The sequence below is a fragment of the Microbacterium terregens genome (assembly GCF_039534975.1).
Lineage (GTDB): Bacteria > Actinomycetota > Actinomycetes > Actinomycetales > Microbacteriaceae > Microbacterium > Microbacterium terregens.
The window spans coordinates 3,145,897-3,167,504 of record NZ_BAAAWH010000001.1 but is presented as its reverse complement, the minus strand read 5'-3'; the positions used below and the strand labels follow the sequence as shown (position 1 = coordinate 3,167,504).

22 protein-coding genes are annotated in these 21,608 nt (G+C 71.0%); 15 read left to right on the top strand and 7 right to left on the bottom strand.

Annotated elements, in window-relative coordinates:
• Positions 1-42 precede the first annotated feature (42 nt).
• Both ABD655_RS14770 and ABD655_RS14765 read left to right on the top strand, forming a co-directional pair.
• Positions 43-414, top strand: coding sequence for a PadR family transcriptional regulator (locus ABD655_RS14770; RefSeq protein WP_344715065.1), 372 nt, complete (start codon positions 43-45; stop codon positions 412-414).
• On the top strand, positions 411-1,769 hold the full coding sequence (locus tag ABD655_RS14765) for a permease prefix domain 1-containing protein (RefSeq protein WP_344715063.1): 1,359 nt from the start codon (positions 411-413) through the stop codon (positions 1,767-1,769). Before ABD655_RS14770 ends, ABD655_RS14765 begins: the two co-directional genes overlap by 4 nt.
• Positions 1,770-1,781: 12 nt before the next feature.
• On the opposite strand, the gene cls is transcribed toward ABD655_RS14765, so the two are convergent.
• Positions 1,782-3,251 carry a cardiolipin synthase gene (gene cls, locus ABD655_RS14760; RefSeq protein ID WP_344715061.1) on the bottom strand — a complete coding sequence of 490 codons (1,470 nt, stop codon included), beginning with the start codon at positions 3,249-3,251 and terminating at the stop codon, positions 1,782-1,784.
• A 130-nt stretch (positions 3,252-3,381) separates the two neighbouring features.
• On the opposite strand from cls, the gene ABD655_RS14755 reads away from it, so the two are divergent.
• Positions 3,382-4,242, top strand: a complete 861-nt coding sequence (locus ABD655_RS14755; RefSeq protein ID WP_344715058.1) for a DUF2510 domain-containing protein — start codon at positions 3,382-3,384, stop codon at positions 4,240-4,242.
• 9 nt (positions 4,243-4,251) lie between these two features.
• Here the strand turns inward: ABD655_RS14755 and ABD655_RS14750 are convergent, their stop codons facing one another.
• Complete coding sequence (locus ABD655_RS14750) at positions 4,252-5,532, bottom strand: glutamyl-tRNA reductase (RefSeq protein ID WP_344715057.1); 1,281 nt, start codon at positions 5,530-5,532, stop codon at positions 4,252-4,254.
• A 110-nt stretch (positions 5,533-5,642) separates the two neighbouring features.
• Between ABD655_RS14750 and hemE the strand changes: the two genes are divergently transcribed.
• From hemE to ABD655_RS14690, 12 genes are read left to right on the top strand one after another with little or no spacing between them, the layout of a single operon-like run.
• The gene (gene hemE, locus ABD655_RS14745) at positions 5,643-6,719 is read left to right on the top strand and encodes a uroporphyrinogen decarboxylase (RefSeq protein WP_344715055.1); all 1,077 of its coding nucleotides are present in this window, start codon (positions 5,643-5,645) and stop codon (positions 6,717-6,719) included.
• Position 6,720: 1 nt separating this feature from the next.
• Complete coding sequence (locus ABD655_RS14740) at positions 6,721-8,061, top strand: protoporphyrinogen/coproporphyrinogen oxidase (RefSeq protein WP_344715053.1); 1,341 nt, start codon at positions 6,721-6,723, stop codon at positions 8,059-8,061.
• Positions 8,058-8,738, top strand: coding sequence for a hydrogen peroxide-dependent heme synthase (gene hemQ / locus ABD655_RS14735; protein ID WP_425561673.1), 681 nt, complete (start codon positions 8,058-8,060; stop codon positions 8,736-8,738). Before ABD655_RS14740 ends, hemQ begins: the two co-directional genes overlap by 4 nt.
• Positions 8,735-9,925, top strand: a complete 1,191-nt coding sequence (locus ABD655_RS14730; RefSeq protein WP_344715050.1) for a ferrochelatase — start codon at positions 8,735-8,737, stop codon at positions 9,923-9,925. Before hemQ ends, ABD655_RS14730 begins: the two co-directional genes overlap by 4 nt.
• Positions 9,922-10,893: a hydroxymethylbilane synthase gene (gene hemC / locus ABD655_RS14725; RefSeq protein WP_344715049.1), complete on the top strand. Its 972-nt coding sequence runs from the start codon at positions 9,922-9,924 to the stop codon at positions 10,891-10,893. Before ABD655_RS14730 ends, hemC begins: the two co-directional genes overlap by 4 nt.
• A 14-nt stretch (positions 10,894-10,907) precedes the next feature.
• Complete coding sequence (hemB, locus tag ABD655_RS14720) at positions 10,908-11,912, top strand: porphobilinogen synthase (protein WP_344715048.1); 1,005 nt, start codon at positions 10,908-10,910, stop codon at positions 11,910-11,912.
• The gene (gene hemL, locus ABD655_RS14715) at positions 11,909-13,246 is read left to right on the top strand and encodes a glutamate-1-semialdehyde 2,1-aminomutase (protein WP_344715047.1); all 1,338 of its coding nucleotides are present in this window, start codon (positions 11,909-11,911) and stop codon (positions 13,244-13,246) included. The genes hemB and hemL overlap by 4 nt, the downstream gene beginning before the upstream one ends.
• 5 nt (positions 13,247-13,251) lie before the next feature.
• Entirely contained in the window at positions 13,252-14,058 is an 807-nt protein-coding gene (locus ABD655_RS14710) for a sulfite exporter TauE/SafE family protein (RefSeq protein WP_344715046.1), read from the top strand.
• Between the two features lie 38 nt (positions 14,059-14,096).
• On the top strand, positions 14,097-14,546 hold the full coding sequence (locus tag ABD655_RS14705) for an FAS1-like dehydratase domain-containing protein (RefSeq protein ID WP_344715045.1): 450 nt from the start codon (positions 14,097-14,099) through the stop codon (positions 14,544-14,546).
• Positions 14,543-14,941, top strand: a complete 399-nt coding sequence (locus ABD655_RS14700; protein WP_344715044.1) for a MaoC/PaaZ C-terminal domain-containing protein — start codon at positions 14,543-14,545, stop codon at positions 14,939-14,941. The genes ABD655_RS14705 and ABD655_RS14700 overlap by 4 nt, the downstream gene beginning before the upstream one ends.
• A 3-nt stretch (positions 14,942-14,944) precedes the next feature.
• Entirely contained in the window at positions 14,945-16,081 is a 1,137-nt protein-coding gene (locus tag ABD655_RS14695) for a UDP-N-acetylmuramate dehydrogenase (protein WP_344715043.1), read from the top strand.
• A gap of 29 nt (positions 16,082-16,110) precedes the next feature.
• Positions 16,111-17,643 carry a hypothetical protein gene (locus ABD655_RS14690; RefSeq protein WP_344715042.1) on the top strand — a complete coding sequence of 511 codons (1,533 nt, stop codon included), beginning with the start codon at positions 16,111-16,113 and terminating at the stop codon, positions 17,641-17,643.
• A 16-nt stretch (positions 17,644-17,659) separates the two neighbouring features.
• Here the strand turns inward: ABD655_RS14690 and ABD655_RS14685 are convergent, their stop codons facing one another.
• From ABD655_RS14685 to mftD, 5 genes are read right to left on the bottom strand one after another with little or no spacing between them, the layout of a single operon-like run.
• Positions 17,660-17,959: a putative quinol monooxygenase gene (locus ABD655_RS14685; protein ID WP_344715041.1), complete on the bottom strand. Its 300-nt coding sequence runs from the start codon at positions 17,957-17,959 to the stop codon at positions 17,660-17,662.
• 1 nt (position 17,960) lies between these two features.
• Positions 17,961-18,176 (bottom strand): hypothetical protein, encoded by a 216-nt coding sequence (locus ABD655_RS14680; RefSeq protein ID WP_344715040.1) that lies wholly within the window; start codon positions 18,174-18,176, stop codon positions 17,961-17,963.
• 57 nt (positions 18,177-18,233) lie between these two features.
• Complete coding sequence (gene mftF / locus ABD655_RS14675) at positions 18,234-19,679, bottom strand: mycofactocin biosynthesis glycosyltransferase MftF (protein WP_344715039.1); 1,446 nt, start codon at positions 19,677-19,679, stop codon at positions 18,234-18,236.
• On the bottom strand, positions 19,676-20,416 hold the full coding sequence (gene mftE / locus ABD655_RS14670; RefSeq protein ID WP_344715038.1) for a mycofactocin biosynthesis peptidyl-dipeptidase MftE: 741 nt from the start codon (positions 20,414-20,416) through the stop codon (positions 19,676-19,678). The genes mftF and mftE overlap by 4 nt, the downstream gene beginning before the upstream one ends.
• A complete protein-coding gene (mftD, locus tag ABD655_RS14665) occupies positions 20,413-21,597 on the bottom strand; it encodes a pre-mycofactocin synthase MftD (RefSeq protein ID WP_344715037.1) in 1,185 nt (394 codons plus the stop codon). Before mftD ends, mftE begins: the two co-directional genes overlap by 4 nt.
• Positions 21,598-21,608 lie beyond the last annotated feature (11 nt).

The window sequence follows — 21,608 nt, the reverse complement described above, 5'->3', positions numbered from 1 at the left end:
CTATGTACCTAACAGCTCTATGTATCGGGCGGAGGAGACGGCATGCACATCGGCAAAGACCTGGTCGCGGCGGCCGCCACTCCGCTGGTCCTCGGCATCCTCGCCGAGGGGGAGTCGTATGGCTACGCGATCCTGCAGCGAGTGGAGCAGCTCTCCGAGGGCGAACTGTCCTGGAGCGATGGCATGCTCTACCCCCTCCTTCATCGGCTCGAGCGGCTGGGCTACGTCGAGTCGGCCTGGCATGCCGCCCCGTCCGGACGACGTCGCAAGCACTACCTTCTCAGCGCCGACGGTCGTGCCGTACTGGCCGAGCAGCGTCGCCAGTGGTCTGCCGTCAGCAACGCGCTTGAGAAGGTGTGGATGCCGCCATCCGACGGCCCGCGCCGGCTCGCCGTCAGCCCGGTGGGGGCATGAGCGTGGATCAGGATTCGGGCCTGGAGGCGCAGATCGCGTCGTGGACTCAGTACCTGCGTCGGCGGCGGGCGGTCGCCGGCGCGGACGTCGACGAGCTGGAGGGCCACCTGCGTGACCAGGTCGACGACCTCGTACGCGCCGGCCTGAGCGAGGAGGAGGCGTTCCTCGTGGCGATCAGACGCATCGGCAGCCTCGACGACGTGTCGCGGGAGTATGCCCGCGAGCATTCGGATCGGCTGTGGAAGCAGCTCGTGATCGACGACTCGCCTCAGCCCGCACGGCGACGACGACCGTTCCTGCTGGTCGCCGGCCTGGCGGTGGGCGCCGGGCTCGCGGTGAAGGTGCCGTCATTTTTCGGGGCGACGGTCTCCGCCGACCCGGATTTCTACCTTCTGAACGTCGGTCTTCTGGTGCTGCCCTTCCTCGCCGCGTACTTCGTGTGGACGCGGCGCGCGTCCGCCGCGGTGACGATCGCCGTCGCGGCGGCGTTCGCCATGACCGCGGTCGTCCTGAACGTCTACCCCTTCGCCCCGGACGGCATGACGCTGTTCCTCGCGGCCGGTCACGCACTGGTCGTGCTGTGGCTGGCGGCGGGCGTGGCATACGCCGGCGGGCTGTGGCGATCGGACACCGTCCGGATGGATTTCATCCGCTTCACGGGGGAGTGGGTCGTCTATTACACCCTCATCGCGCTCGGCGGAGCGGTGCTGGTCGCGTTGACCCTCGGAGTCTTCGGCGCCATCGGACTGGATGCCGGCACCGTGCTCGCGGAGTGGATCATCCCGTGCGGCGCGGCCGGCGCGGTGATCGTCGCCGCGGGCCTGGTCGAGGCGAAGCAGAGCGTCATCGAGAACATCGCGCCGGTGCTCACCAAGCTGTTCACCCCGCTGTTCACCGTCATGCTGCTCGCCCTCGTCGTGGCGGCGCTGATCCAGCGCGACCTGCTCGAGACCAGCCGCGACCTGCTGATCATCTTCGACGTGGTCCTGATCGTCGTGCTCGGGCTGCTGCTGTATTCGCTGTCAGCGCGCAACCCCGAGGCGAAACCGGGATGGTTCGAGCGTCTGCAGCTGCTGATGGTCTCCAGCGCCATCGTCGTGGACCTGCTCGTGCTGATCGCGATGGTGGCGAGGATCGGCGCGTTCGGATTCAGCGCGAACAAGATGGCCTCGCTGGGGCTCAACGTCCTCCTGCTGATCAACCTGGCGTGGTCGGCATACCTGCTCACCGGCATCCTTCGCGGGAGAATCCGTCCCGCACGGCTGGAGAACTGGCAGACCGGATATCTGCCGGTCTACCTGGGCTGGGCCCTCATCGTGATGATCGTCTTCCCGCCCGTCTTCGCGTTCGCCTGAGAGGCCCACCGGTCAGTTCAGCGCTGACGTCAGCCGCGCGAGGCCGTCCAGGAAGGTCGCTCTCGTCGGCTCGCGCCGCCACGCCTCGAGGGTGAGTTCGCGCCCGGCATCCCGGTAGCCCTGCTCCACCGCGCGCATATCCGCCACGAAGGATCGACCGCGCACGAGGAGCGAGGATTCGGCGTTGAGGCTGAACGAGCGGATGTCCATGTTGCTCGACCCGATGAACGCGATGTCATCGTCGATCGACAAGTGCTTGGCGTGCAGGATGTAAGGCGCGGGATAGAGGAAGATCCGCACCCCGGCCTCGAGGAGGTCGCTGTAGTACGAGCGTTGCGCGTGATAGACCAGCCCCTGGTCGCCGATCTCCGAGACGAACAGCTGCACCTCCAGCCCCCGCTGGCACGCGGTGGTGATCGCGTACACCATGGCTTCGTCGGGGACGAAGTACGGGCTCGTGATGATGACCCGCTCGGTCGCGCCGTAGATGAGCGACAGGAACATCCGCAGGTTGTTCTCCGTCGGGTACGCCGGCCCGCTCGGCACCACCTGGCACACGAGCTCATCGGGCGAGGTGCTGCGGGGCAGCTCCGCCGCCGGCACGTGCTCCCTGTCGAGGAACTCGCCGGTCTCGATCATCCAGTCGGAGAGGAAGACGGCGTTGACCGATGCCACCACCGGGCCGGTCAGGCGGCTCATGAGCTCCTGCCACTGCAGGCCGCGCTTGATGTTCTTCGGCGAGTCGTACGTGCGGGCGATCAGGTTCTGCGATCCCATGAACGCCACGCGGCCGTCGACCACGACGAGCTTGCGGTGGTTGCGGAGGTCGGGGCGCTGGTACTTGCCCTTGAACGGCATGACCGGCAGCATCCACGACCACGTCACGCCGATGCGATCCAGTTCGGCGAAGGTCTCCTTGCTGCCGGGGATCTTCGCCGACGGAAGGTGGTCTGCCAGGAGCCGCACGGTCACCCCGCGCGCGATGGCGCGCTCCATCGCGGAGAAGAATCCGCGGGTCGTGTCATCCCACGCCACGATGAAGAACTCGACGTGCACGAACGATGTCGCCGTGTCGATCTCGGCCGCCATGGCGTCGATCGACCCGCGGTAATCGCCCAGGAGGGTCGCGCTGTTCCCTCCGACCGCGGGCAGCGCGGTCAGCCTCAGGTTCTGGTCGACCACACGCTGGAACCAGCGCGGCCAGCCCGCCGCCTCCGCGGGTTCGTTCCGCCCGGCCACGCGCTCGGCGATCAGCTCGTTGATCCGCTGCTGCTGCGCGCGGCGCTTCTTCGGCAGCCGGAAGGAGCCGATCAGAAGGAACAGCAGGATCCCAACGTACGGGATGAGGAAGATCGCCAGCAGCCACGCCATCGCGGCGGTCGGTTTCCGGCGTCTCGGGATGATGATGAGCGCGGCGATCTTGATCGCGAGGTCCACCAGAGCCGCGGCGATCCAGACGAGGTTGGTGCCGAACGCATCCATATCGGCGTCAGGCTACCGCCTGCGGAGGTCCTGCGCGGGGAAACGAGGCTGGACGGCGCCCCCAGGGCCTCGGTTAGGCTCGAACAAAGACCCGAAGCCGCACTGGTGACGGCGTGAGAGGGACGAGCGCATGGCCACGACACCACCCGGCTGGTACGACGACGAACGCGGCGCGCTGCGCTGGTGGGACGGTACCCAGTGGACCGAGCACGTGCAGACTCCGGATGCCGAGACCGCCGTTCCGCGCGCACCGGGCGCGTCCGCCGACGATGTGCTCCTCGCTGCGCCAGTGGATCCGCCCGCGGATGGGGACTCCGTCCCGCCCGCTGCGCCGACGCTGAGCGACGCGCGTCGCACGTCCGCGCCGGCGTCAGCCAGTTGGTTCGATGCGGCGCCCGAGGGTGCGGACCCCGCGGCGACACCCCCCGGATACCCGGGCGGGTTCCCCGGCGGACAGGCGCCCTCAGGGGCGTTCATCGCGGCGACCGAGCCCAAGAAGTCCAAGCTCTGGATCCTCTGGGTCGTGCTGGGCATCGTGCTCCTGGGCGTGGTCATCCTCGCCACGGTGCTCATCCCCATGGTCATGGGCAACCTCGCGGGCGGCGGCAGCGGCGGCAACGCCGAGGACGAGGCCGCGGCGGTCGCGGCGGTGGAGCAGTATGACGAGGCGTGGCGCACCAACGACTGCGACAAGTTCACCGCGGCCACGACCGAGAGTCTGCGCGCGGCGCTGGAACTCGTGGACTGCGCCGCGTTCTCGGCCGCATCTCAGGGCTTCATCGACTCTGTCCAGAACTATGAGGTGAACGTGACCTCGGTCCAGTCCCAGGACGAGCAGATCCGCGTCGAGACGACGGAGACGTACTCCAGCCTCGTCGACGCGGAGGGGACTCCGGTGGACCAGCCGGTCGAGTATGAGGACCGCTACGCATACATCGTGGTGCCCTCCGGCGACGGATGGGCGATCAACGAGGCCGTGACGAACGAGTGAGCAACCCGATCAGGCGCTGCCGGTCTCGGCGGCGCCTGTTTCGGTCGCGGGCGGCCGGAGCGGCGTGATCGTGCCGCGCGCGCTCGTCGCGTCGATCCCGAAGACAGCGGCCAGCCCCGCCTCGAACTGACCCACGTGCCCGCGCGCTGCCAGTTCGCGGGCGCGCTGGGTCGGGTCGTGCAGGAGCGCCCCGGCGAAGTGGCGCAAGGCCTGCGTGACGGCCGCGGCCTGCTCCGGGGGAACGGACTTCGACGCGAGCCGTGCGAGTTCGCTGTCGAGGGCGTCGAAGACGTGGGAGCGGAAAGCGACGATGGCAGGGGCCGCGGTCTGCTCGGCGGCGAACGCGTCGGCCGCGGACGAAACGAGCTGCCGCGCCGTCGCATCGGGGGCGAGTTTGGGCAGGCGCGCGTGGGTGGCGATGAGCTCGAGGTCCATGAGCTCGACTCCCGGGAGCCTGCCGACCGCGGGGTCGACGTTGCGAGGCAGTCCGAGATCGATGATCGTCCGGCGTGCGTCGTCGGGGATCTCCTCGACCGTCAGCGAGTAGGTGTTGGTGCACGTGATGATGACGTCGGCGGCGGCGACGGCATCCCGCAGCCCCCGCTCGGGGCGGACCCCGTAGCTCTTGGCGAACTTCTCGGCACGGCCGGTCAGCGAGTAGACGGAGAGCTCGGAGACACCGAGTGTCCGTAGCGCCGCGACCGTCGTCGCCGCGTAGTTTCCTGTCCCGACGATCAGCACGCGTGTCTGGCGCCAGTCGGTCAGGCGCGTGCCCGCCAGCTGCAGCGCGAACTGGACGAGCGAGCGCCCGGCTTTTCCGAGAGACGTCGCCGAGCGCACATCGCGGGAGACCTTGGCTGCGCGCTGGAACGCGGTATCGAGTTCCGGCGTCGTCGAGCTGGCCTCACGGGCAGCCTCATAGGCGCGGCGCACCTGGCCGGCGATCTCCTCCTCACCGACGGCGAGCGACTCCAACCCGGATGTCACGGCGAACAGGTGATGGAGTGCGGGCGCCCCCGACAGCACTTGTGCGCGTTCGCGCAACGCGTCATGCGGCAGGTCCGCCGTTCCGGCGAGCGTGCGCAGCGTGGCCTCGGCGACGCTCGTGTCCGCTCCCGGCGCGACGTCCAGGTAGGCCTCGATGCGGTTGCAGGTGGACACGAGAACGGCGCCGCGCGCGCGGCCGTCGGCCAGCAGAGTCGTCGCCGCACCCGCGGTCGCACCCTCGGAGAGGCGACCGAGCAGATCGAAGTCCGCTGTTCGGTGGGACACGGAGACGCAGAGAAGCACCCTCCCATGGTACGGAACGCAACCGTGAGGTCAGCGACAGAGGGCGCCCTGACTCGGCGAGTGCCCCCGGGCGGACCGCGTGCCGCGCGAGCGGTGGGAGGATAGAGGATATGTCTTCCTCCGCGTCGCATCCCCTCAATGACGGTCGAACCAGCACGTCTGCGCTGGTCACAGCCCTCCGCGGTCAGCGCCCCGAACGCACCCCGGTGTGGTTCATGCGCCAGGCCGGCCGCAGCCTTCCCGAGTACCGAGAGCTGCGCGTGGGCACCGCGATGCTCGATGCGTGCCTGAACCCCGAGCTCGCCAGTGAGATCACGCTGCAGCCCGTGCGCCGCCACGGCGTGGATGCGGCGGTGTTCTTCAGCGACATCGTGATCCCCCTTCGGCTCGCCGGCGTTCCCGTCGAGATCGTGCCCGGGCGTGGCCCCGTCCTGGAGTCGCCGATCCGCTCGGCCTCGGACATCCTGCGCCTGCGGCCGATCGATCCGGATGCGCTCGACCCCATCCGCGAAGGGGTCGCCCGCACGGTGGCCGAGCTGGGCAGCACCCCGCTCGTCGGGTTCGCCGGTGCGCCCTTCACCCTCGCGTCGTACCTCGTCGAGGGCGGGCCGTCGAAGGATCAGATGCGCGCGCGCAGCCTGATGGTCTCGGACCCCTCCGCGTGGGCACAGCTTCTGAACTGGTGCGCCGACGTGTCCGGCGCGTTCCTTCGTGCGCAGGTCGAGGCGGGCGCCAGCGCCGTGCAGCTGTTCGACTCCTGGGTCGGCTCCCTGTCCCGCAGCGACTACCAGCGCCGCGTCGCCCCGCACTCCCGGCGGACGCTCTCGGCCCTGCGCGGTCTGAACATGCCGATCATCCACTTCGGCGTGGGCAGCGGCGACGTGCTGGATCTGATGGCCGGAATCGGTGCGGATGCCATCGGGGTGGACTGGCGACTCCCGTTGGACGAGGCGTCGCGTCGACTCGGCGGGAACGTGGTGCTGCAGGGGAACATCGACCCGGCGTTCCTGACGGCGCCATGGGAGTCGCTGCGCGCACACGTGCTGGACGTGCTGGAGCGCGGTAAGTCGGCGCCGGCGCACGTGGTCAACCTCGGCCACGGTGTTCCGCCGGAGACCGACCCAGAGGTGCTGACGCGCATCGTGGGTCTCGTGCACGAAGCCTCGGTCGGCGCCGTCCCGGTCTGAGATGACTCAGCCTCCGGTGCAGCCGGTCTCGAAACCCGTTCCGTCCTCGGCGCTCCCGGCTCCGACGCGCGTTCTGGTGGTCGGCGCCGGTGTCGCGGGACTGGTCGTCGCGCGCGATCTGGCCCGATCCGGCATCCAGGTCACCGTGTTCGATGCCGCCGATCGCGTCGGCGGCCAACTCGCCAGCATCAGCCTTGCGGGCCTGGACGTCGACGCTGCCGCCGAGTCTTTCGCCACACGCGGCGGCGCGGTCGCGCAGCTGGCTTCCGAACTGGGCCTGGTCGATGACCTGGTCCTGCCGCGTGCGTCGCCCGCGTGGCTGATCGGACGCCACGGCGAGGCGCATCCGCTGCCCGCCGCGAGCGTGCTGGGAATCCCCGCCGACCCGCGCGGGCAGGACGTCGTCGATGCCATCGGCCGGCGCGGTTCCTGGCGGGCGCGATGGGACTCGTTCGTGCCGTTGCGTCGGCCGGAGGCGTACCGCTCATTCGGTGACCTGGTGCGGCGTCGCATGGGTGCCCGTGTGCTCGACGGCCTGGTCGCACCGGTCGTGCGCGGCGTCTACTCGAGCGTGCCTGAGGCGCTCTCGCTGGCCCAGGCCTCGCCCGGCCTGCCCGATGCGCTGCGCGCGAGCCGGTCGCTGGGTGCCGCGGTCGCGCGGCTGCGGGCGGCGAGCCCCGCCGGTTCGCAGGTCGCCGGCCTGCGTGGCGGAGTGCACCGGCTCGCCGCAGCACTCGAACAGGATGCCCGCGCCGCCGGCGCCGCCTTCGTCCTCGGTGCCCGGGTCGTCAGCGTCGATGCGAGCGGTGTGGGACTCGAAAGCGGTGAGCGCATCGAGGGACGCGTCGTCCTCGCGAGCGCCGCCGCGGCGGGACCAGCCCTGCGAGCCCGGGCGATCACGCTCGCGACCGCCGTGGTCGACGCCTCGGATCTGGACACCGCCCCGCGCGGGACCGGCGCCCTGGTCGAGGCCGGCGGGGGCGCGGTGACGGCACGCGCCCTGACGCACTCGTCCGCGAAGTGGCAGTGGCTCGCCGACCGGCTGCCCGCGCACCGTCACGTGGTGCGCCTCTCGTACGATGAGATGCCCGATGACCCGGAGGCGGTCGTGACTGCCGACCTTCGCGCGATCACAGGTGCGCGGATCGATCGGCTCGTCGAACTCGACGTGCGCACCTGGACTCGCACCCTCGAAGCCGCCCCGAGCGCGCGCGGTCTGGAGGCCGCCGGCGAGGCGGCGTCCGTGACCGGGCTCGCCGCGATCGTGCCTGCGGCTCGAGCCACTGCCGAACGGATCAAAGCCGACGTGACAGCCGCCCGTCAGGGCGACGCGGAAGGATGACCATGACGAACGAGACGCAGGACCGAGTGGGCTACACGCTCTGGGCCGTCTACGCCCGCCCCGACAACGCCGAGCCCGCCGACGCCGGAACGGCGGCGCTCGCCGCCGCGGTGGACGCGGTCGCCGAGACGGGAGTGACGCTCCGCGGCATCTACGACGTCTCGGGGCTGCGCGCGGACGCCGACGTGATGCTGTGGCTGACCGGCGACGACGCTCAGCGGTTGCAGGCGGCCCTGCGCATGCTGCGCCGCGTCGCACCGCTGGCGGCACTCACGCCGCGCTGGAACGCCCTGGGCGTGCACCGCGACGCCGAGTTCACGCGCGACCACTCGCCGTCGTTCATGCGCGGGCTGGGCCCGAAGGACTGGGTGACCGTCTACCCGTTCGTGCGCAGCCTGGACTGGTACATCCTGCCCGAGGACGAGCGCCGCGGCATGCTCGGCGAGCACGGTCGCATGGGCCGGGAGTACCCCCAGGTGCAGGCAAACACGGTCGCCTCCTTCGCCCTCGGCGACTATGAGTGGATTCTCGCGCTCGAAGCCGACGACCCGATCGACCTCGTGGATCTCATGCGCCACCTGCGTGCCACCGAGGCGCGCCGGCACGTCCGTGAGGAGGTCCCGTTCTTCACAGGGCGCCGGATCGAACTCGAGGAGCTGGCCGAGGTGCTCTCATGAGCGACACCACCGTCCTGGCCGCGAGCCCCGCCGCAGCGGCAGGTCCCGAGCACGTCGAGACGCCGGTCGCCTACGACGGCATCCTGCTGGCCGGATTCGGCGGCCCCGAGGGGCAGGAGGACGTGATCCCCTTCCTGCGCAACGTGACGCGGGGACGCGGCATCCCGGACGAGAGGTTGGAAGAGGTCGCCCACCACTACCGGCACTTCGGGGGCGTGAGCCCGATCAACGCCCAGAACCGCGCGCTGAAAGCCGCCCTCGAGGCCGAGCTGGCCGCGCGCGGCATCGATCTGCCGGTGTACTGGGGCAACCGCAACTGGGCGCCGTTCCTGGAACAGGCGGTTCAGGATGCCGCGGCCGACGGCCGCGCGACGCTGCTCGCGATCGCCACCAGCGCGTACAGCTCGTACTCCAGCTGCCGGCAGTACCGCGAGGACCTGGCACGGGCTCTGGATGCCGCGGAGCGCGAAGGCGGCTTTGCCCCGGGAACCGTCACCATCGACAAGGTGCGCCAGTTCTTCGACCACCCCGGCTTCGTGCACGCGTTCACCGAGGGCGTGACCACGGCGGTGCGGGACCTGATCGGCGACGGCGTCCCTGCGGGGCGCATCCGTGTGCTGTTCTCCACGCACAGCATCCCCACCTCGGATGCGCAGCGCTCCGGACCGCGTGATCGCGACTTCGGTGCCGGCGGCGCCTACGCCGCGCAGCACGAGGCGGTCGCGGCGACGGTGATGGCGCAGGTCGCGGACACGATCCCCGCGGCGGCGGAGACCGGCTGGGAGCTGGTGTACCAGTCCCGCTCGGGGCCGCCCACCCAGCCGTGGCTCGAGCCGGACGTCAATGACGTCATCGGCGAGCTGCCGGGGCGCGGGATCGAGGCGGTGGTGATCGTCCCCCTCGGCTTCGTCAGCGACCACATGGAAGTGCTGTGGGACCTGGACACCGAAGCGATGGAAGCCGCTGAGGCGGCCGGCATCCGTGCCGTGCGCACCCCCACTCCCGGAGTCGATCCGGCCTTCGTCAGCGGCCTCGTCGACCTCGTGGTCGAGCGTCGCGACGGCACACCCGCGGCTGAGCGTCCGCACCTCACCCCCCTCGGCCCCTGGTTCGACGTCTGTCGCCCCGCGTGCTGCGAGAACATCCGTGCCGGGTTCAAGCCCGCCGTGTCTGGAGTCCTGCCATGACCGCCCTGTTCAAGCCCGGCGCGCCGCTGCGCATCGGAACCCGCGCCAGCGCGCTCGCCGTCGCCCAGACGGCCGCCACCGCCGCGCACCTCGGCGACCACGAACTGGTCACCATCAGCTCGGAGGGTGATCGCTCCAGCGCTCCGCTCGCGTCGCTCGGCGGCACCGGCGTCTTCGTCTCGGCGCTGCGCGACGCGCTCCTGGCAGGGGAGGTCGACCTCGTCGTGCATTCGTTCAAGGACCTCCCGACGGCGGAGGCGGACGGCATCCGCCTCGCGGCCGTGCCGAAACGCGCGGACGCCCGCGATGCCCTCGCCACCCGCGACGGTGTGACGCTCGCGCGCCTGCCGCTCGGATCGCGCGTCGGAACGGGTTCTCCCAGGCGGCGGGCGCAGCTGCTGGCGGCGCGCCCCGATCTGGACGTCGTCGGCATCCGGGGCAACGTCGATTCCCGCCTCGGGCGCCTGTACCACGCCGACGACGACCGCCGCGTCGACGGGCTGGTGCTCGCCGCCGCAGGACTCGAACGGCTCGGGCGACTGGGTGAGGCCTCGGAGCTGCTCGATATCGACTTCTGGCCGACCGCGCCCGCCCAGGGTGCGCTGGCGCTGGAGGTGCGCACGGACGCCGCGGACGCCCTCGTGGAAAGGGTGGCCTCCGTGGATCACACCCCGACACGAGCGGCCGCCACCGCCGAACGTGGTGTGCTCGCGCGTCTGGAGGCCGGATGCTCGGCGCCGATCGCCGCCTCCGCTCGGCTCGAGGGCAGCGTCCTCACCCTCACGGCCACGGTCTACGCCGTCGACGGTGCGAACCGGCTCACCGCGGCAGGCACGGAAGCGATCGATCCGGACGCGATCGGCATGGCAGACCTCGATCGTGCGGCGCACGCCCTCGCGGACCGGGTCGCCACCGAACTGCTCGAGCGGGGGGCCGCCCGCCTCGCGCCGCTCGGCGGTGTGCGATGACGAACGAAGCACTGATGAGTTCTCCGGACGGGCCGGTGCCCGAGATCCGCCCTCGCCGCGTGCGCGGCAGCGCGGCCTGGCGACGACTGGTCGCCCAGACGCGCCTGAACCCCGCCGAGCTCGTCCTGCCGATGTTCGTCCGCGAGGGCGTCAACGAGCCGGTGCCCATCTCATCGATGCCCGGGGTCGTCCAGCACACGCTGGACTCGTTGAAGCCCGCGCTCGAGGACGCGGCAGCCGCCGGCATCGGCGGCGTGATGCTGTTCGGCGTGCCCGCGCACAAGGACGCCATCGGCTCGGGCGCCGACGACCCGGACGGCATCCTCAACGTCGCCACGCGCGTCGCGGTCGCAGAGGTCGGTGACGCCCTCGTGATCCAGACCGACCTGTGCCTGGACGAGTTCACCGACCACGGCCACTGCGGCGTCCTCGACCGACAGGGGCGCGTCGACAACGATGCGAGTCTGGAGCGGTATCGCTCGATGGCGCTCGCCCAGGCGTCCTCCGGCTCGGCGCTGCTCGGCCTGTCCGGCATGATGGACGGCCAGGTGCGGGCGGTGCGCGACGTGCTGGACGCGCACGGACACCAGGATGCCGCGATCCTCGGGTACGCCGCCAAATACGCCTCTGCGCTGTACGGGCCGTTCCGCGAAGCCGTCCAGTCCTCACTCGCGGGGGATCGCCGGACCTACCAGCTCGACCCGGCCAACGCCCGCGAGGGGGTGCGCGAGGCCGCGATCGACGTCGACGAGGGCGCCGACGTCGTGATGGTCAAGCCCGCGTCGCTCTACCTGGACGTCCTGTCGAGAGTGGCTGCGGCATCCCCTGTCCCGGTCTGGGCGTACCAGGTCAGCGGCGAGTACTCGATGATCGAGGCCGCGGCCGCCCACGGCTGGATCGACCGCGAGCGCGCCGTGCTCGAATCGCTCGTGTCCATCCGCCGCGCCGGCGCCGACGCGATCCTCACGTATTGGGCCGTCGAGGCGGCCCGGCTGATCCGCGAAGGGAGCCCCGCATGAGCAATGAGACCGAATTCGCCCGCGCCCGTGCCGTCATCCCGGGAGGGGTCAACTCGCCCGTGCGGGCATACCGTTCCGTCGGCGGGACTCCGCGATTCCTCGTCTCGGCACGCGGGGCGTACGTCACCGACGTCGAGGGTCGCGAATACATCGACCTGATCGGGTCCTGGGGCCCCGCACTGCTGGGGCATGCCCACCCGGACGTCGTCGCTGCTGTTCAGGATGCCGCCTCGCGCGGACTCTCCTTCGGAGCGACCACCCCCGGCGAGGCCGAGCTGGCCGAGCTGCTGCGCGAGCGCACGACCGTCCGCGGCACACGTCTGTTCGACAGCATCCGCCTGGTCTCCACCGGCACCGAGGCGACGATGACCGCCGTGCGCCTGGCGCGCGGCGCGACCGGCCGCGACATCGTCCTCAAGTTCGCCGGGCACTACCACGGGCACTCGGACGGACTGCTCGCCGAGTCCGGCTCGGGCGTGGCAACGCTCGGCCTGCCCGGCTCGGCGGGGGTGCCCGCCGACGTCGCCGCGCTCACCATCGTGCTGCCCTACAACGACCTCGCCGCGATCGAGGCGGCCTTCGCCGCGCATCCGGGCCGGATCGCCGCGATCATCACCGAGGCGGCGGGGGCGAACGCCGGCGTGCTCGTGCCCGATGACGGGTTCAACCGGGCGCTGTCCGACCTCGCACACCGCGAGGGCGCACTGCTGATCCTCGACGAGGTGCTCACCGGCTTCCGCGTCGGGCCGGCCGGGTGGTGGGGTCTGGAAGCCGAGCGCGCCGACGGCGAGATGTGGAAGCCCGATCTCGTGACGTTCGGCAAGATCGTCGGCGGCGGGCTCCCGCTCGCCGCGGTCGCCGGCCGCCGGGACGTGATGGAGCTGTTGGCGCCGCTGGGCCCGGTGTACCAGGCCGGTACGCTCAGCGGCAATCCGCTCGCGGTCGCCGCCGGGCTGGCGACCCTCCGCGGTGCGGACGCCGATGCCTACGCGCGCATCGACAGGTCCGCGGCGATTCTGTCGGCGGCCGTCGAAGAGGCGTTCGCGTCGGCAGGGCTCGCCGTCACCGTCTCGCGTGCCGGCAGCCTCTTCTCGCTGGCCTTCCGCGACCGTGCGGTACGCACCTACGACGATGCCAAGGACCAGGACGCGTGGCGCTACCCGGCGTTCTTCACCACCCTGCTCGAGGCGGGCGTGAGCCTTCCGCCGAGCGTGTTCGAGGCGTGGTTCCTCTCCGCCGCGCATACCGACCTGGAACTGGATCGCATCACCGCCGCCCTCCCGGCCGCGGTCCGCGCCGCGGCACGGGCCCCGCGTCCGGAACCGGCAGGTTAGGTCGCATGCCCGACATCGACGCACCCGGCACCGATCGGCCCCGGGGCGCGAAGTACATCCTGAGCTGCCTCGGGATCGGTCTGCTCGCGGGCCTTCTCTCGGGGCTGTTCGGCGTCGGCGGCGGAACGGTCATCGTTCCGCTTCTCGTGCTGATCCTCGCCTACAACCAGAGGCTCGCGGCCGGCACGTCGCTGGCGGCGATCGTTCCGACGGCATCCGTCGGGGTGATCTCCTATGCGCTGAACGACTCGGTCGCGTGGATCCCCGGGCTCCTCCTGGCGGCCGGAGCAGTGGTCGGCGCGCAGATCGGCACGTGGCTGCTGCCCCGGGTGCCGCTCGCGGTGCTGCGGTGGAGCTTCATCGGCTTCCTCGCCGTCGTGGTCGTCAGTCTCTTCCTCGTCATCCCCTCCCGCGATGCGGGCCTGCCGCTGACGGTCCTGTCGATCACCGGGCTGGTCGTGCTCGGTGTGGCGACGGGGATCATCGCCGGACTGATCGGCGTCGGCGGCGGCATCGTGGTGGTGCCCGCCCTCATGCTGCTGTTCGGGACGAGCGACCTCATCGCCAAGGGGACGTCGCTGCTGATGATGATCCCCACGGCCATCTCGGGAACGATCGGAAACCTCCGGCGCGGCAACGTCGACCTGCCCGCCGCCGCGCTCATCGGGGTCGCGGCGTGTACGACGACCGCCCTGGGCGCATTGCTCGCGACCCTCGTGGACCCGTTCTGGGGCAACGTGCTGTTCGCCGTGTTCATCACGTTCATCGCGATCCAGCTGGCCGTGCGCACCCTGCGCGCGCGTCGCCGCTGAGCCGCTCGGGTTCCGGCCCCGCTCGATAGGATGGCACGGTGCCAGTGAACCCCGAGCTCGTCGGGCGCGTCTTCCCCCCCACAGCGCCTTACCTTGTCGGCCGTGAGAAGGTGCGCGAGTTCGCTCGCGCCGTTTTCGCCGACGACCCGCAGCATCGCGATCCGGCCGCCGCGCAGGAGCGCGGCTACGCCGACGTGGTCGCGCCGCCGACCTTCGCGATGGTCGTTCAGGATCAGACGCTGCAGCAGCTGCTCGCCGAGCCCGACTCGGGCATCGAGCTGTCGCGGGTCCTGCACGCGGAGCAGCGCTTCCGCTATACGCGTCCGATCATCGCCGGAGACGAGCTCACCGGGATCCTCTCGGTGACCGGGCTGCGCGCGATCGGCGGCAACACCATGGTCACCAGCGAGGCGGAGATCCGGGATGCCGCGGGTGAGCACGTGGTGACCGCGACCTCCGTGCTGGTGGTCGGGGAGGGCGAGCAGTGATCGCCGTCGGGGACCTGGTCGCGGAGCGTTCGGTCCACCTCACACGCGAATCGCTCGTACGATATGCCGGCGCGTCCGGTGACTTCAATCCGATCCACTACCGCGACGACGTCGCGAGCGCGGTCGGCCTGCCCGGTGTACTCGCGCACGGCATGCTCACCATGGGCCTCGCGGTCGAGACGATCGTGCCGTGGCTGGGCGACGCCGGCCGGATCCTCGAGTACGGCGTGCGCTTCACCCGCCCCGTCGTGGTCGATCCCGACGCGGGTGCGTGGCTGCAGATCATCGCGAAGGTCGGCGCAGTCGACGAGGAGAGCGCCAGAATCGATCTCACCGTGACGCACGCGGAGCGGACGGTGCTCGGCAAGGCGCAGGTCCGGGTCCGTCTCGTCTAGCCGATGCCCGAGATCCCACCGATCCCGCTGGCGCAGCTGACCACACTGCGCACCGGCGGCGTTCCCGAGCGCATGTTCGACGCGCACACGGTCGAACAGCTCGTTCCCGCTCTTCGCAACGCGTGGAGCGAGGGGGAGCCGGTGCTCGTCCTCGGGGGCGGATCGAACCTCTTCGTCGGCGACCAGCCGTTCGAGGGCACCGTCATCCGGGTGCTCACCACCGGCATCGAGACACTGCCGTCGCCCCGCGACGGCTTCGTCCGTCTTCGCGTGCAGGCAGGCCACGACTGGGACGCGCTCGTCGCGTTCGCGGTCGAGGAAGGGCTGGCCGGCGTCGAGGCGATGTCAGGAATCCCCGGAACCGTCGGGGCGGCGCCCGTGCAGAACATCGGCGCGTACGGTCAGGAGATCGTTCAGACGCTGGTCGAGGTCGAATTGATCGACGAGCAGACCGGCGATGTCTCCGCCGTGCCGGCAGCCGAACTGGGTCTCGGCTTCCGGACGTCCGTGCTCAAGCACCACTACGGCTTCGTGCCGGAACGCCCGGCCGTGATCCTGACGGTGACCCTCGAGCTCGAGCGCGTCGGGTCCGGCGAGCGCCCGGTCGGTGGCGAGCAGCTCCGCACCGCGCTGGGGCTCGAGCCGGCGGCATCCGTGTCCATCGCGTGGGTGCGCGAGCACGTGCTGTCCACGCGGCGCCGCAAGGGCATGGTGCTGGACGACGACGACCCCGACACGTACAGCGCCGGGTCGTTCTTCCAGAACGCGATCGTATCCGCGTCGTTCGCGCGCACGCTTCCGTCCGAGTGCCCGCGCTGGCCGCTCTCGCCGGTTGTCGACTCCGCGCTGGTCATCCCGCTCGCCGCCTACCAGGGCTACGTCCCGCCGACGGCGGCTCACGAATCCGATGTCAAGGTCAGCGCCGCCTGGCTCATCGAGCACTCCGGTCTCCGCAAGGGCTTCAAGCTGCCCAGGTCGCGCGCGGCACTGTCGACCAAGCACGCCCTCGCATTGACCAACCGCGGGGGTGCCTCCGCGGAGGAGATCGCGCAGCTGGCCCGGTTCATCCAGGGTCGTGTGCAGGCGGAGTTCGGTCTCATCCTGCAACCCGAGCCGGTGCTCGTGGGGGTCGAGCTGTAGGGCTATCCTTCCGACCGAGGGGGTGCGACGTGAGGCATCGGGCGCCTGCGGAAATCCTGTTGGTCGGCGTGATCGCGCTCGCCGCCTGCACCGCAGGTGTGCCCGACCCGAACCCCACCTCGTCAGCGGCGCAGGACGGCTCCGGACTGTCAGCGCCGACCGATCCGGTGGCCCTCGAGGAGGTCGCGGCGTTCGGCGGCGTCGTCAGCCTGCACGCCGGCGCGGACTGCACCGCGACGCTGATCGACACCGGGGTCGAGGAAGGTCCGGCGTACCTGCTGACGACGGCGCGCTGCGTGGGTGGCGCGGGGCGATCCGCGCAGGAGACGGTCCTCGGCCAGGAGTGGACCGGGACCGCGGAGTTCTTCCGCGCTGCGGGCAACCTCGGTGCCACCGTCACCGTCGACGTGGCCGAACTGGCGTACGCGACGATGCGCGACACCGACGCGGCGATCGTCCGGCTCGACGCGACCCTGGGTGCGCTGGAACGACTGGGCGCGCGCGCGGTGCGGATCGCCGGGAGCGAGCCGCGCTCCGGAGATGCCGTCGTCAACGTCGCCGTCCCGACCGAGGGTTTGGAGCCCGACGCGATCGTGATGCGGCGGGGCGAGTGCACACTCGGCGGGCCCTACACGCTCGTCGAGTCGTCGTGGCTCTGGTTTCACGTGTGGGCCAACGACTGCCCGGGCGACCTCGAAGGGTCGAACGGATCGCCGCTGCTCCTCCTTCACGACGGGGCGCCCGGCGAAGTCGTGGCGATGATCGGCACGACCTCCGCGGGCGCCGGCTCAGCCGACGGCGGAGCCTGCACCGCCGGGCGACCGTGTCGTCTCACCGGCACCGGTGTGGAGGCGGTGGACGCACGTTACGCCCAGAGCGTCGCGGGAGTCGGCCGGTGCTTCGATGTCGCCTCAGGCAGGTTCTCCGTCGGAGGCGAGTGCCCGCTGCCCCTCTCGGACGTCTGGGCCGAGCGCGGCGGCGGGACGTTCCGCGGCGCCGGACTGCCCGACGCCGCCGGGCAGCTGCCGGAGGCGAGCTTCGTCGCGGTGGCGGTCGGGATCCTCCAAACCGTGCTGGTGCCGATCGGGGATGGGACCGCCTGCGCGGACAAGGAGACCTATCGGAATGCGATGACCGTCGTCGTCCCGCGGGCCGGTGCTCCGTGGGAGGCGGTCGGCGTCGTCGTGATGCCCGAGCTGCCCGAGACGGAGGGACTCTTCCTGCTGTGCGCGGCGCGTGGCCCGGGATACGAGCTGTCCGCGGCCGTGCTCTTCGAGGTCGATCGTACGCCGCCCCTGTTCGCGGCCGACGCGACGGTCGAGCCGCTCGATGACGGTGTGGTCGTCCGTCCGGAGCTGCGGCCGCCCGAGCTGTCCTCCGTGCGATTCCGGTGGGGTGCGCCGGAGTCCACCGACTGCGACGATCCCGACACCTTCGCAGACTCGTTCGTCGCCCCGCTGGTCCTCGACGCGACCGAGCTTCCGGCGGTGTACTGCATCTACGGACTGGATGCCGCGGGCAATCGCACACCGGTCACCGTCATCGACATCCCGGCGCCCTGAGCCGGGATGTCGATGACTACGGCTGAATGAGGAAGCGCTCGAGCGACGGCCGGTCGGCGATCACGTCGGCGAGGCCCGCGACGCCGCCCTCGGGCGTGGCGCGGAATGACCGGTACGCCTGCTCCGATGCGTCATCGGACCAGATCTCGTACAGCGTCCAGACGGCCGGTCGTTCCGGGTCGCGCAGGATGTCGAGCTGCTCGAGGCCCGAGAAGGTGCGTGTCGTATCGAGCATGTCCTTCACGATCCCGGGGACGCGATCCAGCGCATCCTCGCGGAACGTGAACCGGACGAGGGAGGCGATCCGCTCACTCACGTCAGTGTTCTTCGGGGTACTCGAGGGTGATCTGCTCGGCGGGCACGTCCAGTGCCTGGGCCAGCAGCCCCGTCATGACGACCTTGGGCACTAGGCAGTCCTCGCAGATGCCCTCGCCCGCCGTGATGACCGCCTTCGTCTTGCCATCGGCCGTCTCCACCGAGAGCGAGTAGCCGTCCACGGAGAGCATTGTCTGCAGTTCATCGAGTGTCGCCATCGGTCTCACGCTTCCTGGGTCGGTTCAAGGCGGCGTCGGCCGCATCTCTATTGAGCGTCATCGGCGAGGGTTTTTCGAGGCACCTTTCCGCTCAGCGGAAGCCGGGGCCGTGCGATCAGACACGATGGCAGGCAGGAGTGCACGGAAGCTCCGTCGCCGCAGACAGCCCAGCCACACTCCGGTTCCGTAGGCGATGTCATCCAGGCGCCGGGCTATCAGGAACCGCACCGGGTCGAGGCCACGGCGCAGGCGGCTGAATTCGATCAGGCCATCGGCCACCGCCATGACGCCGATGATCCAGCGCGCGCGCCGCGAGAACAGCATGGCCACGGCGCCGATCGGCCACCAATGCCGCAGCGCGAGCGCCGACGCCTGGGTGAGCGCGGCCACGACTCCACCGCCGACCAGGCGCAGGGCGAGAGTGCGCGAGCGGGTCGTCGGTCGCAGCCGCCGGTGCACCCGCCACGCCGCGACCCCGCTGATCGCCGCGGCTGCCGGCAGCGACCACCGGCGTGCGGCGAACACGCAGAGCAGCACCGCGATGGTCCACGGTCGCAGAATCGCCGGCGGGATCGCTGCCGGATGCCGGGGGGCGAGGTCCGCAGCGCCCGTGCCGTAGAACAGTTTGCGGCTGAACCACTCGCCGAATCGGCGCCGGTGCTCGTGCTCGACGACGACCCGCGGCTCGTAGCGCACGCGCCACCCCTGCTCGCAGAGGCGCCACACCAGGTCGACGTCCTCGGCCACGCGCATTCCATCGGTGAACCCCCGCGCCAGCACTTCGCGACGCGCGACGAGGCACGTGCTCGACATCCATGAGACGGCCGACCGCGGCCGCACGAGCGCCGGACGCGTGCCCAGATCCACCGACGCCCGCGAGTTCTCGTAGCGTGCGATCCACGTCTGGACCTGCGGCGTGCCCACCACCCGGGGTCCGACCAGGGCGAGCTCGGGATCGACGAAGTGCCGCAGCATCCGCTCCAGCGCATCGGCGGAAACGACCACGTCCGAGTCCACGAACGCCACGAACGGCGTGGTGGCATGGCGCAGACCGGCATTCCGGGCGCTGGCCGGGCCGACGTTGCGATCGAGGCGCAGCAGTTCGGCGCCGGCACGTGCGACCACGCGGTGCAGGGCGGCCGCCGCCGGTTCCGGCGTCCCGTCGTCGACGACCAGCAGGCGCACCCCGTGCAGACCGGACAGCAGCCGCTCCAGCGCGTCGGACCGGCCGAGCACCGGAATGATGACGGTGAGGTCCTCCAGATCCGCGGCGGGCAGGCGGTCCGGATCGGGGTGCGCGAGGCCGGCCTCCAGCAGCCGGGCCGCGAGCTGCCGCGACGTGGCATCCGATGCCACGACCTGCTCATCGCGCACGAGTTCGAAGGCGAGGGGACTGAGCCGCAGGACCCGCGTCGGCGCCCCGCCGACCAGCACGCGCCCGCCGTCGTAGCGCCACACCTCACGGCCGACCATCACGTCGAGTCCTTCGGGCACGAACTTCATGGTCGGCGCGACTTCGCGTTCGCCTCGGCCGCCGCGGCGGCCGACCCCGCCTCGCGGATCGATGCGGTCACCTCACCGATCATGCGATCCAGGATCGCGGCCCCCTCCTCGGCGGTGGCGCCGCGCGGATCGCCCAGGACCCCGTTCGCACTCACCCCGTGCACGCCCGCTTCCCGCAGGCGGGGGAGCAGCTCGGGAATGGATGCCGTGGCGCCGGGCTCCGCGGCATCCATCAGCACCCGGTGCGGTGCGAGGTGAAGCATGATGCTGGTCTCGGGCCTGCCCGCGTGGACGTCGCCGTGCCGGCAGGGCTGCCAGCTGACGTCCGTCGCTTCTCTCGCGAGCGTCGCCATCGCGGCGGCCAGGGCCTCCGCGTTGCCCCCGTGACCGTTGACGAACACGATGCGCCCGGCCCAGTGACGGGCGGATCGGCAGAATTCCACCAGCGTGCGGGTCAGGGACTCGGTGCCGACCGAGACGGTTCCCGCGAAGCCCTGATGTTCGCCGCTGGCCCCGTACGCGATCGCGGGCGCGACGAGCGTCGGCTGCGCGAGGCGCCGCGCCACGCCATCGCAGACCGCGCGGGCGATCGCGGTGTCGACGTCGAGCGGCAGATGAGGGCCATGCTGCTCGGTCGAGCCGAGCGGCACCAGCAGCGTGACGTCCCGTGGCACGCGAGGCCACGGGACGTTCACGAGGGGGAGCGGCGGCACACCGGCCTCCGATCCTGCGGTCATCCGACGTGCGTGCCGAGCCGGCGAGTGAAGCCCGGCGGGATCCACAGATCGTCGGGGCTGAGGTCGCGCACCGAGGAATGGCCGAGCCCGAGCACGGCGGAATCGAGTCCGCCACGCAGGATGTCCAGGACATTCTCCACGCCGCCCTGACCGTTCGCGGCGAGACCCCAGAGGTAGGCGCGGCCGATCATGACGGCCTTCGCGCCCAGGGCCAGGGCCTTGGCGACGTCGCTGCCGCGGCGGATGCCGCCGTCGAGCAGCACCTCGATCTGGTCGCCCACGGCGGCTGCGATGTCCGGCAGCAGTCGGATGGACGCCGGTGTCGAGTCGAGGTTGTTCCCGCCGTGGTTCGAGACGGAGATCGCGCTCATCCCTGCGTCGACGGCCCGGAGTGCGTCGTCCACCCGGGTGATGCCCTTGAGCATCACAGGTCCGTCCCACTGCTCGCGCAGCCAGGCCAGATCCTCCCAGGTCGCCGGGGGAGTGGAGATCCATTCGCCGTACGCACCGAAGAACGTCGGCGCCGGCTCGTCGCCGATCACGAGGTTCGGGACCGTCAGATCAGGAAGCGTTCCCCGCTTGAGGTACTCGGCCAGCCACGCGGGCTTGGTGATCGCGAAGGGCGCGAACTCCGCCATCGCGCGCAGGTTCAGCTTCTCGGGGATGTTCGGACTGCCCCAGTCGCGGCCGTTGGAGAAGGACCAGTCCAGGGTGAGGATGATCGATTTCACTCCCGCCGCGCGCGCCCGGTCGAGGCGAGCGGCGATCGTGTCCCGGCTGCCCTGCCAGTACACCTGGTAGTTCAGCTTGTCGGTCACGGCGCCGACTTCTTCGACCGATTTGCTCGCGAAGGAGCTGAGCGACATCGCGATGCCGCGGTTGGCGGCGGCGCGAGCCACCGCCACCTCGCCGTCGGGGTGGACCGCCTGCACGCCGGTGGGCGAGATGAGGACCGGCATCGCCAGATCCATGCCGAGCACAGTGACGGAGAGGTCGCGTTCGGACGACATATCCGCCACGCGAGGGGCGAGCCCGAGCTCGGAGAACGCCGCCGTATTGTCGGCGTACGTCGTTCCCTTCTCGGAGCCGGCCAGGAGGGCGGAGTAGACGGGGGCGGGCAAGCGCTTCTGCGCGCGTCGCTGAGCCACCGCCACGGTTTCGAACCAGGCGTTGCGGGCCATTACGTGCTCTC

Excerpts from the sequence above, each read along its gene's own strand:
- ABD655_RS14770 (WP_344715065.1), top strand. The coding sequence starts at position 43 with ATGCACATCGGCAAAGACCTGGTCGCGGCGGCCGCCACTCCGCTGGTC.
- ABD655_RS14765 (WP_344715063.1), top strand. The coding sequence starts at position 411 with ATGAGCGTGGATCAGGATTCGGGCCTGGAGGCGCAGATCGCGTCGTGG.
- cls (WP_344715061.1), bottom strand. The coding sequence starts at position 3,251 with ATGGATGCGTTCGGCACCAACCTCGTCTGGATCGCCGCGGCTCTGGTG.
- ABD655_RS14755 (WP_344715058.1), top strand. The coding sequence starts at position 3,382 with ATGGCCACGACACCACCCGGCTGGTACGACGACGAACGCGGCGCGCTG.
- hemE (WP_344715055.1), top strand. The coding sequence starts at position 5,643 with ATGTCTTCCTCCGCGTCGCATCCCCTCAATGACGGTCGAACCAGCACG.
- ABD655_RS14740 (WP_344715053.1), top strand. The coding sequence starts at position 6,721 with ATGACTCAGCCTCCGGTGCAGCCGGTCTCGAAACCCGTTCCGTCCTCG.
- hemQ (WP_425561673.1), top strand. The coding sequence starts at position 8,058 with ATGACCATGACGAACGAGACGCAGGACCGAGTGGGCTACACGCTCTGG.
- ABD655_RS14730 (WP_344715050.1), top strand. The coding sequence starts at position 8,735 with ATGAGCGACACCACCGTCCTGGCCGCGAGCCCCGCCGCAGCGGCAGGT.
- hemC (WP_344715049.1), top strand. The coding sequence starts at position 9,922 with ATGACCGCCCTGTTCAAGCCCGGCGCGCCGCTGCGCATCGGAACCCGC.
- hemB (WP_344715048.1), top strand. The coding sequence starts at position 10,908 with ATGAGTTCTCCGGACGGGCCGGTGCCCGAGATCCGCCCTCGCCGCGTG.
- hemL (WP_344715047.1), top strand. The coding sequence starts at position 11,909 with ATGAGCAATGAGACCGAATTCGCCCGCGCCCGTGCCGTCATCCCGGGA.
- ABD655_RS14710 (WP_344715046.1), top strand. The coding sequence starts at position 13,252 with ATGCCCGACATCGACGCACCCGGCACCGATCGGCCCCGGGGCGCGAAG.
- ABD655_RS14695 (WP_344715043.1), top strand. The coding sequence starts at position 14,945 with ATGCCCGAGATCCCACCGATCCCGCTGGCGCAGCTGACCACACTGCGC.
- ABD655_RS14680 (WP_344715040.1), bottom strand. The coding sequence starts at position 18,176 with ATGGCGACACTCGATGAACTGCAGACAATGCTCTCCGTGGACGGCTAC.
- mftF (WP_344715039.1), bottom strand. The coding sequence starts at position 19,679 with ATGAAGTTCGTGCCCGAAGGACTCGACGTGATGGTCGGCCGTGAGGTG.
- mftE (WP_344715038.1), bottom strand. The coding sequence starts at position 20,416 with ATGACCGCAGGATCGGAGGCCGGTGTGCCGCCGCTCCCCCTCGTGAAC.
- mftD (WP_344715037.1), bottom strand. The coding sequence starts at position 21,597 with ATGGCCCGCAACGCCTGGTTCGAAACCGTGGCGGTGGCTCAGCGACGC.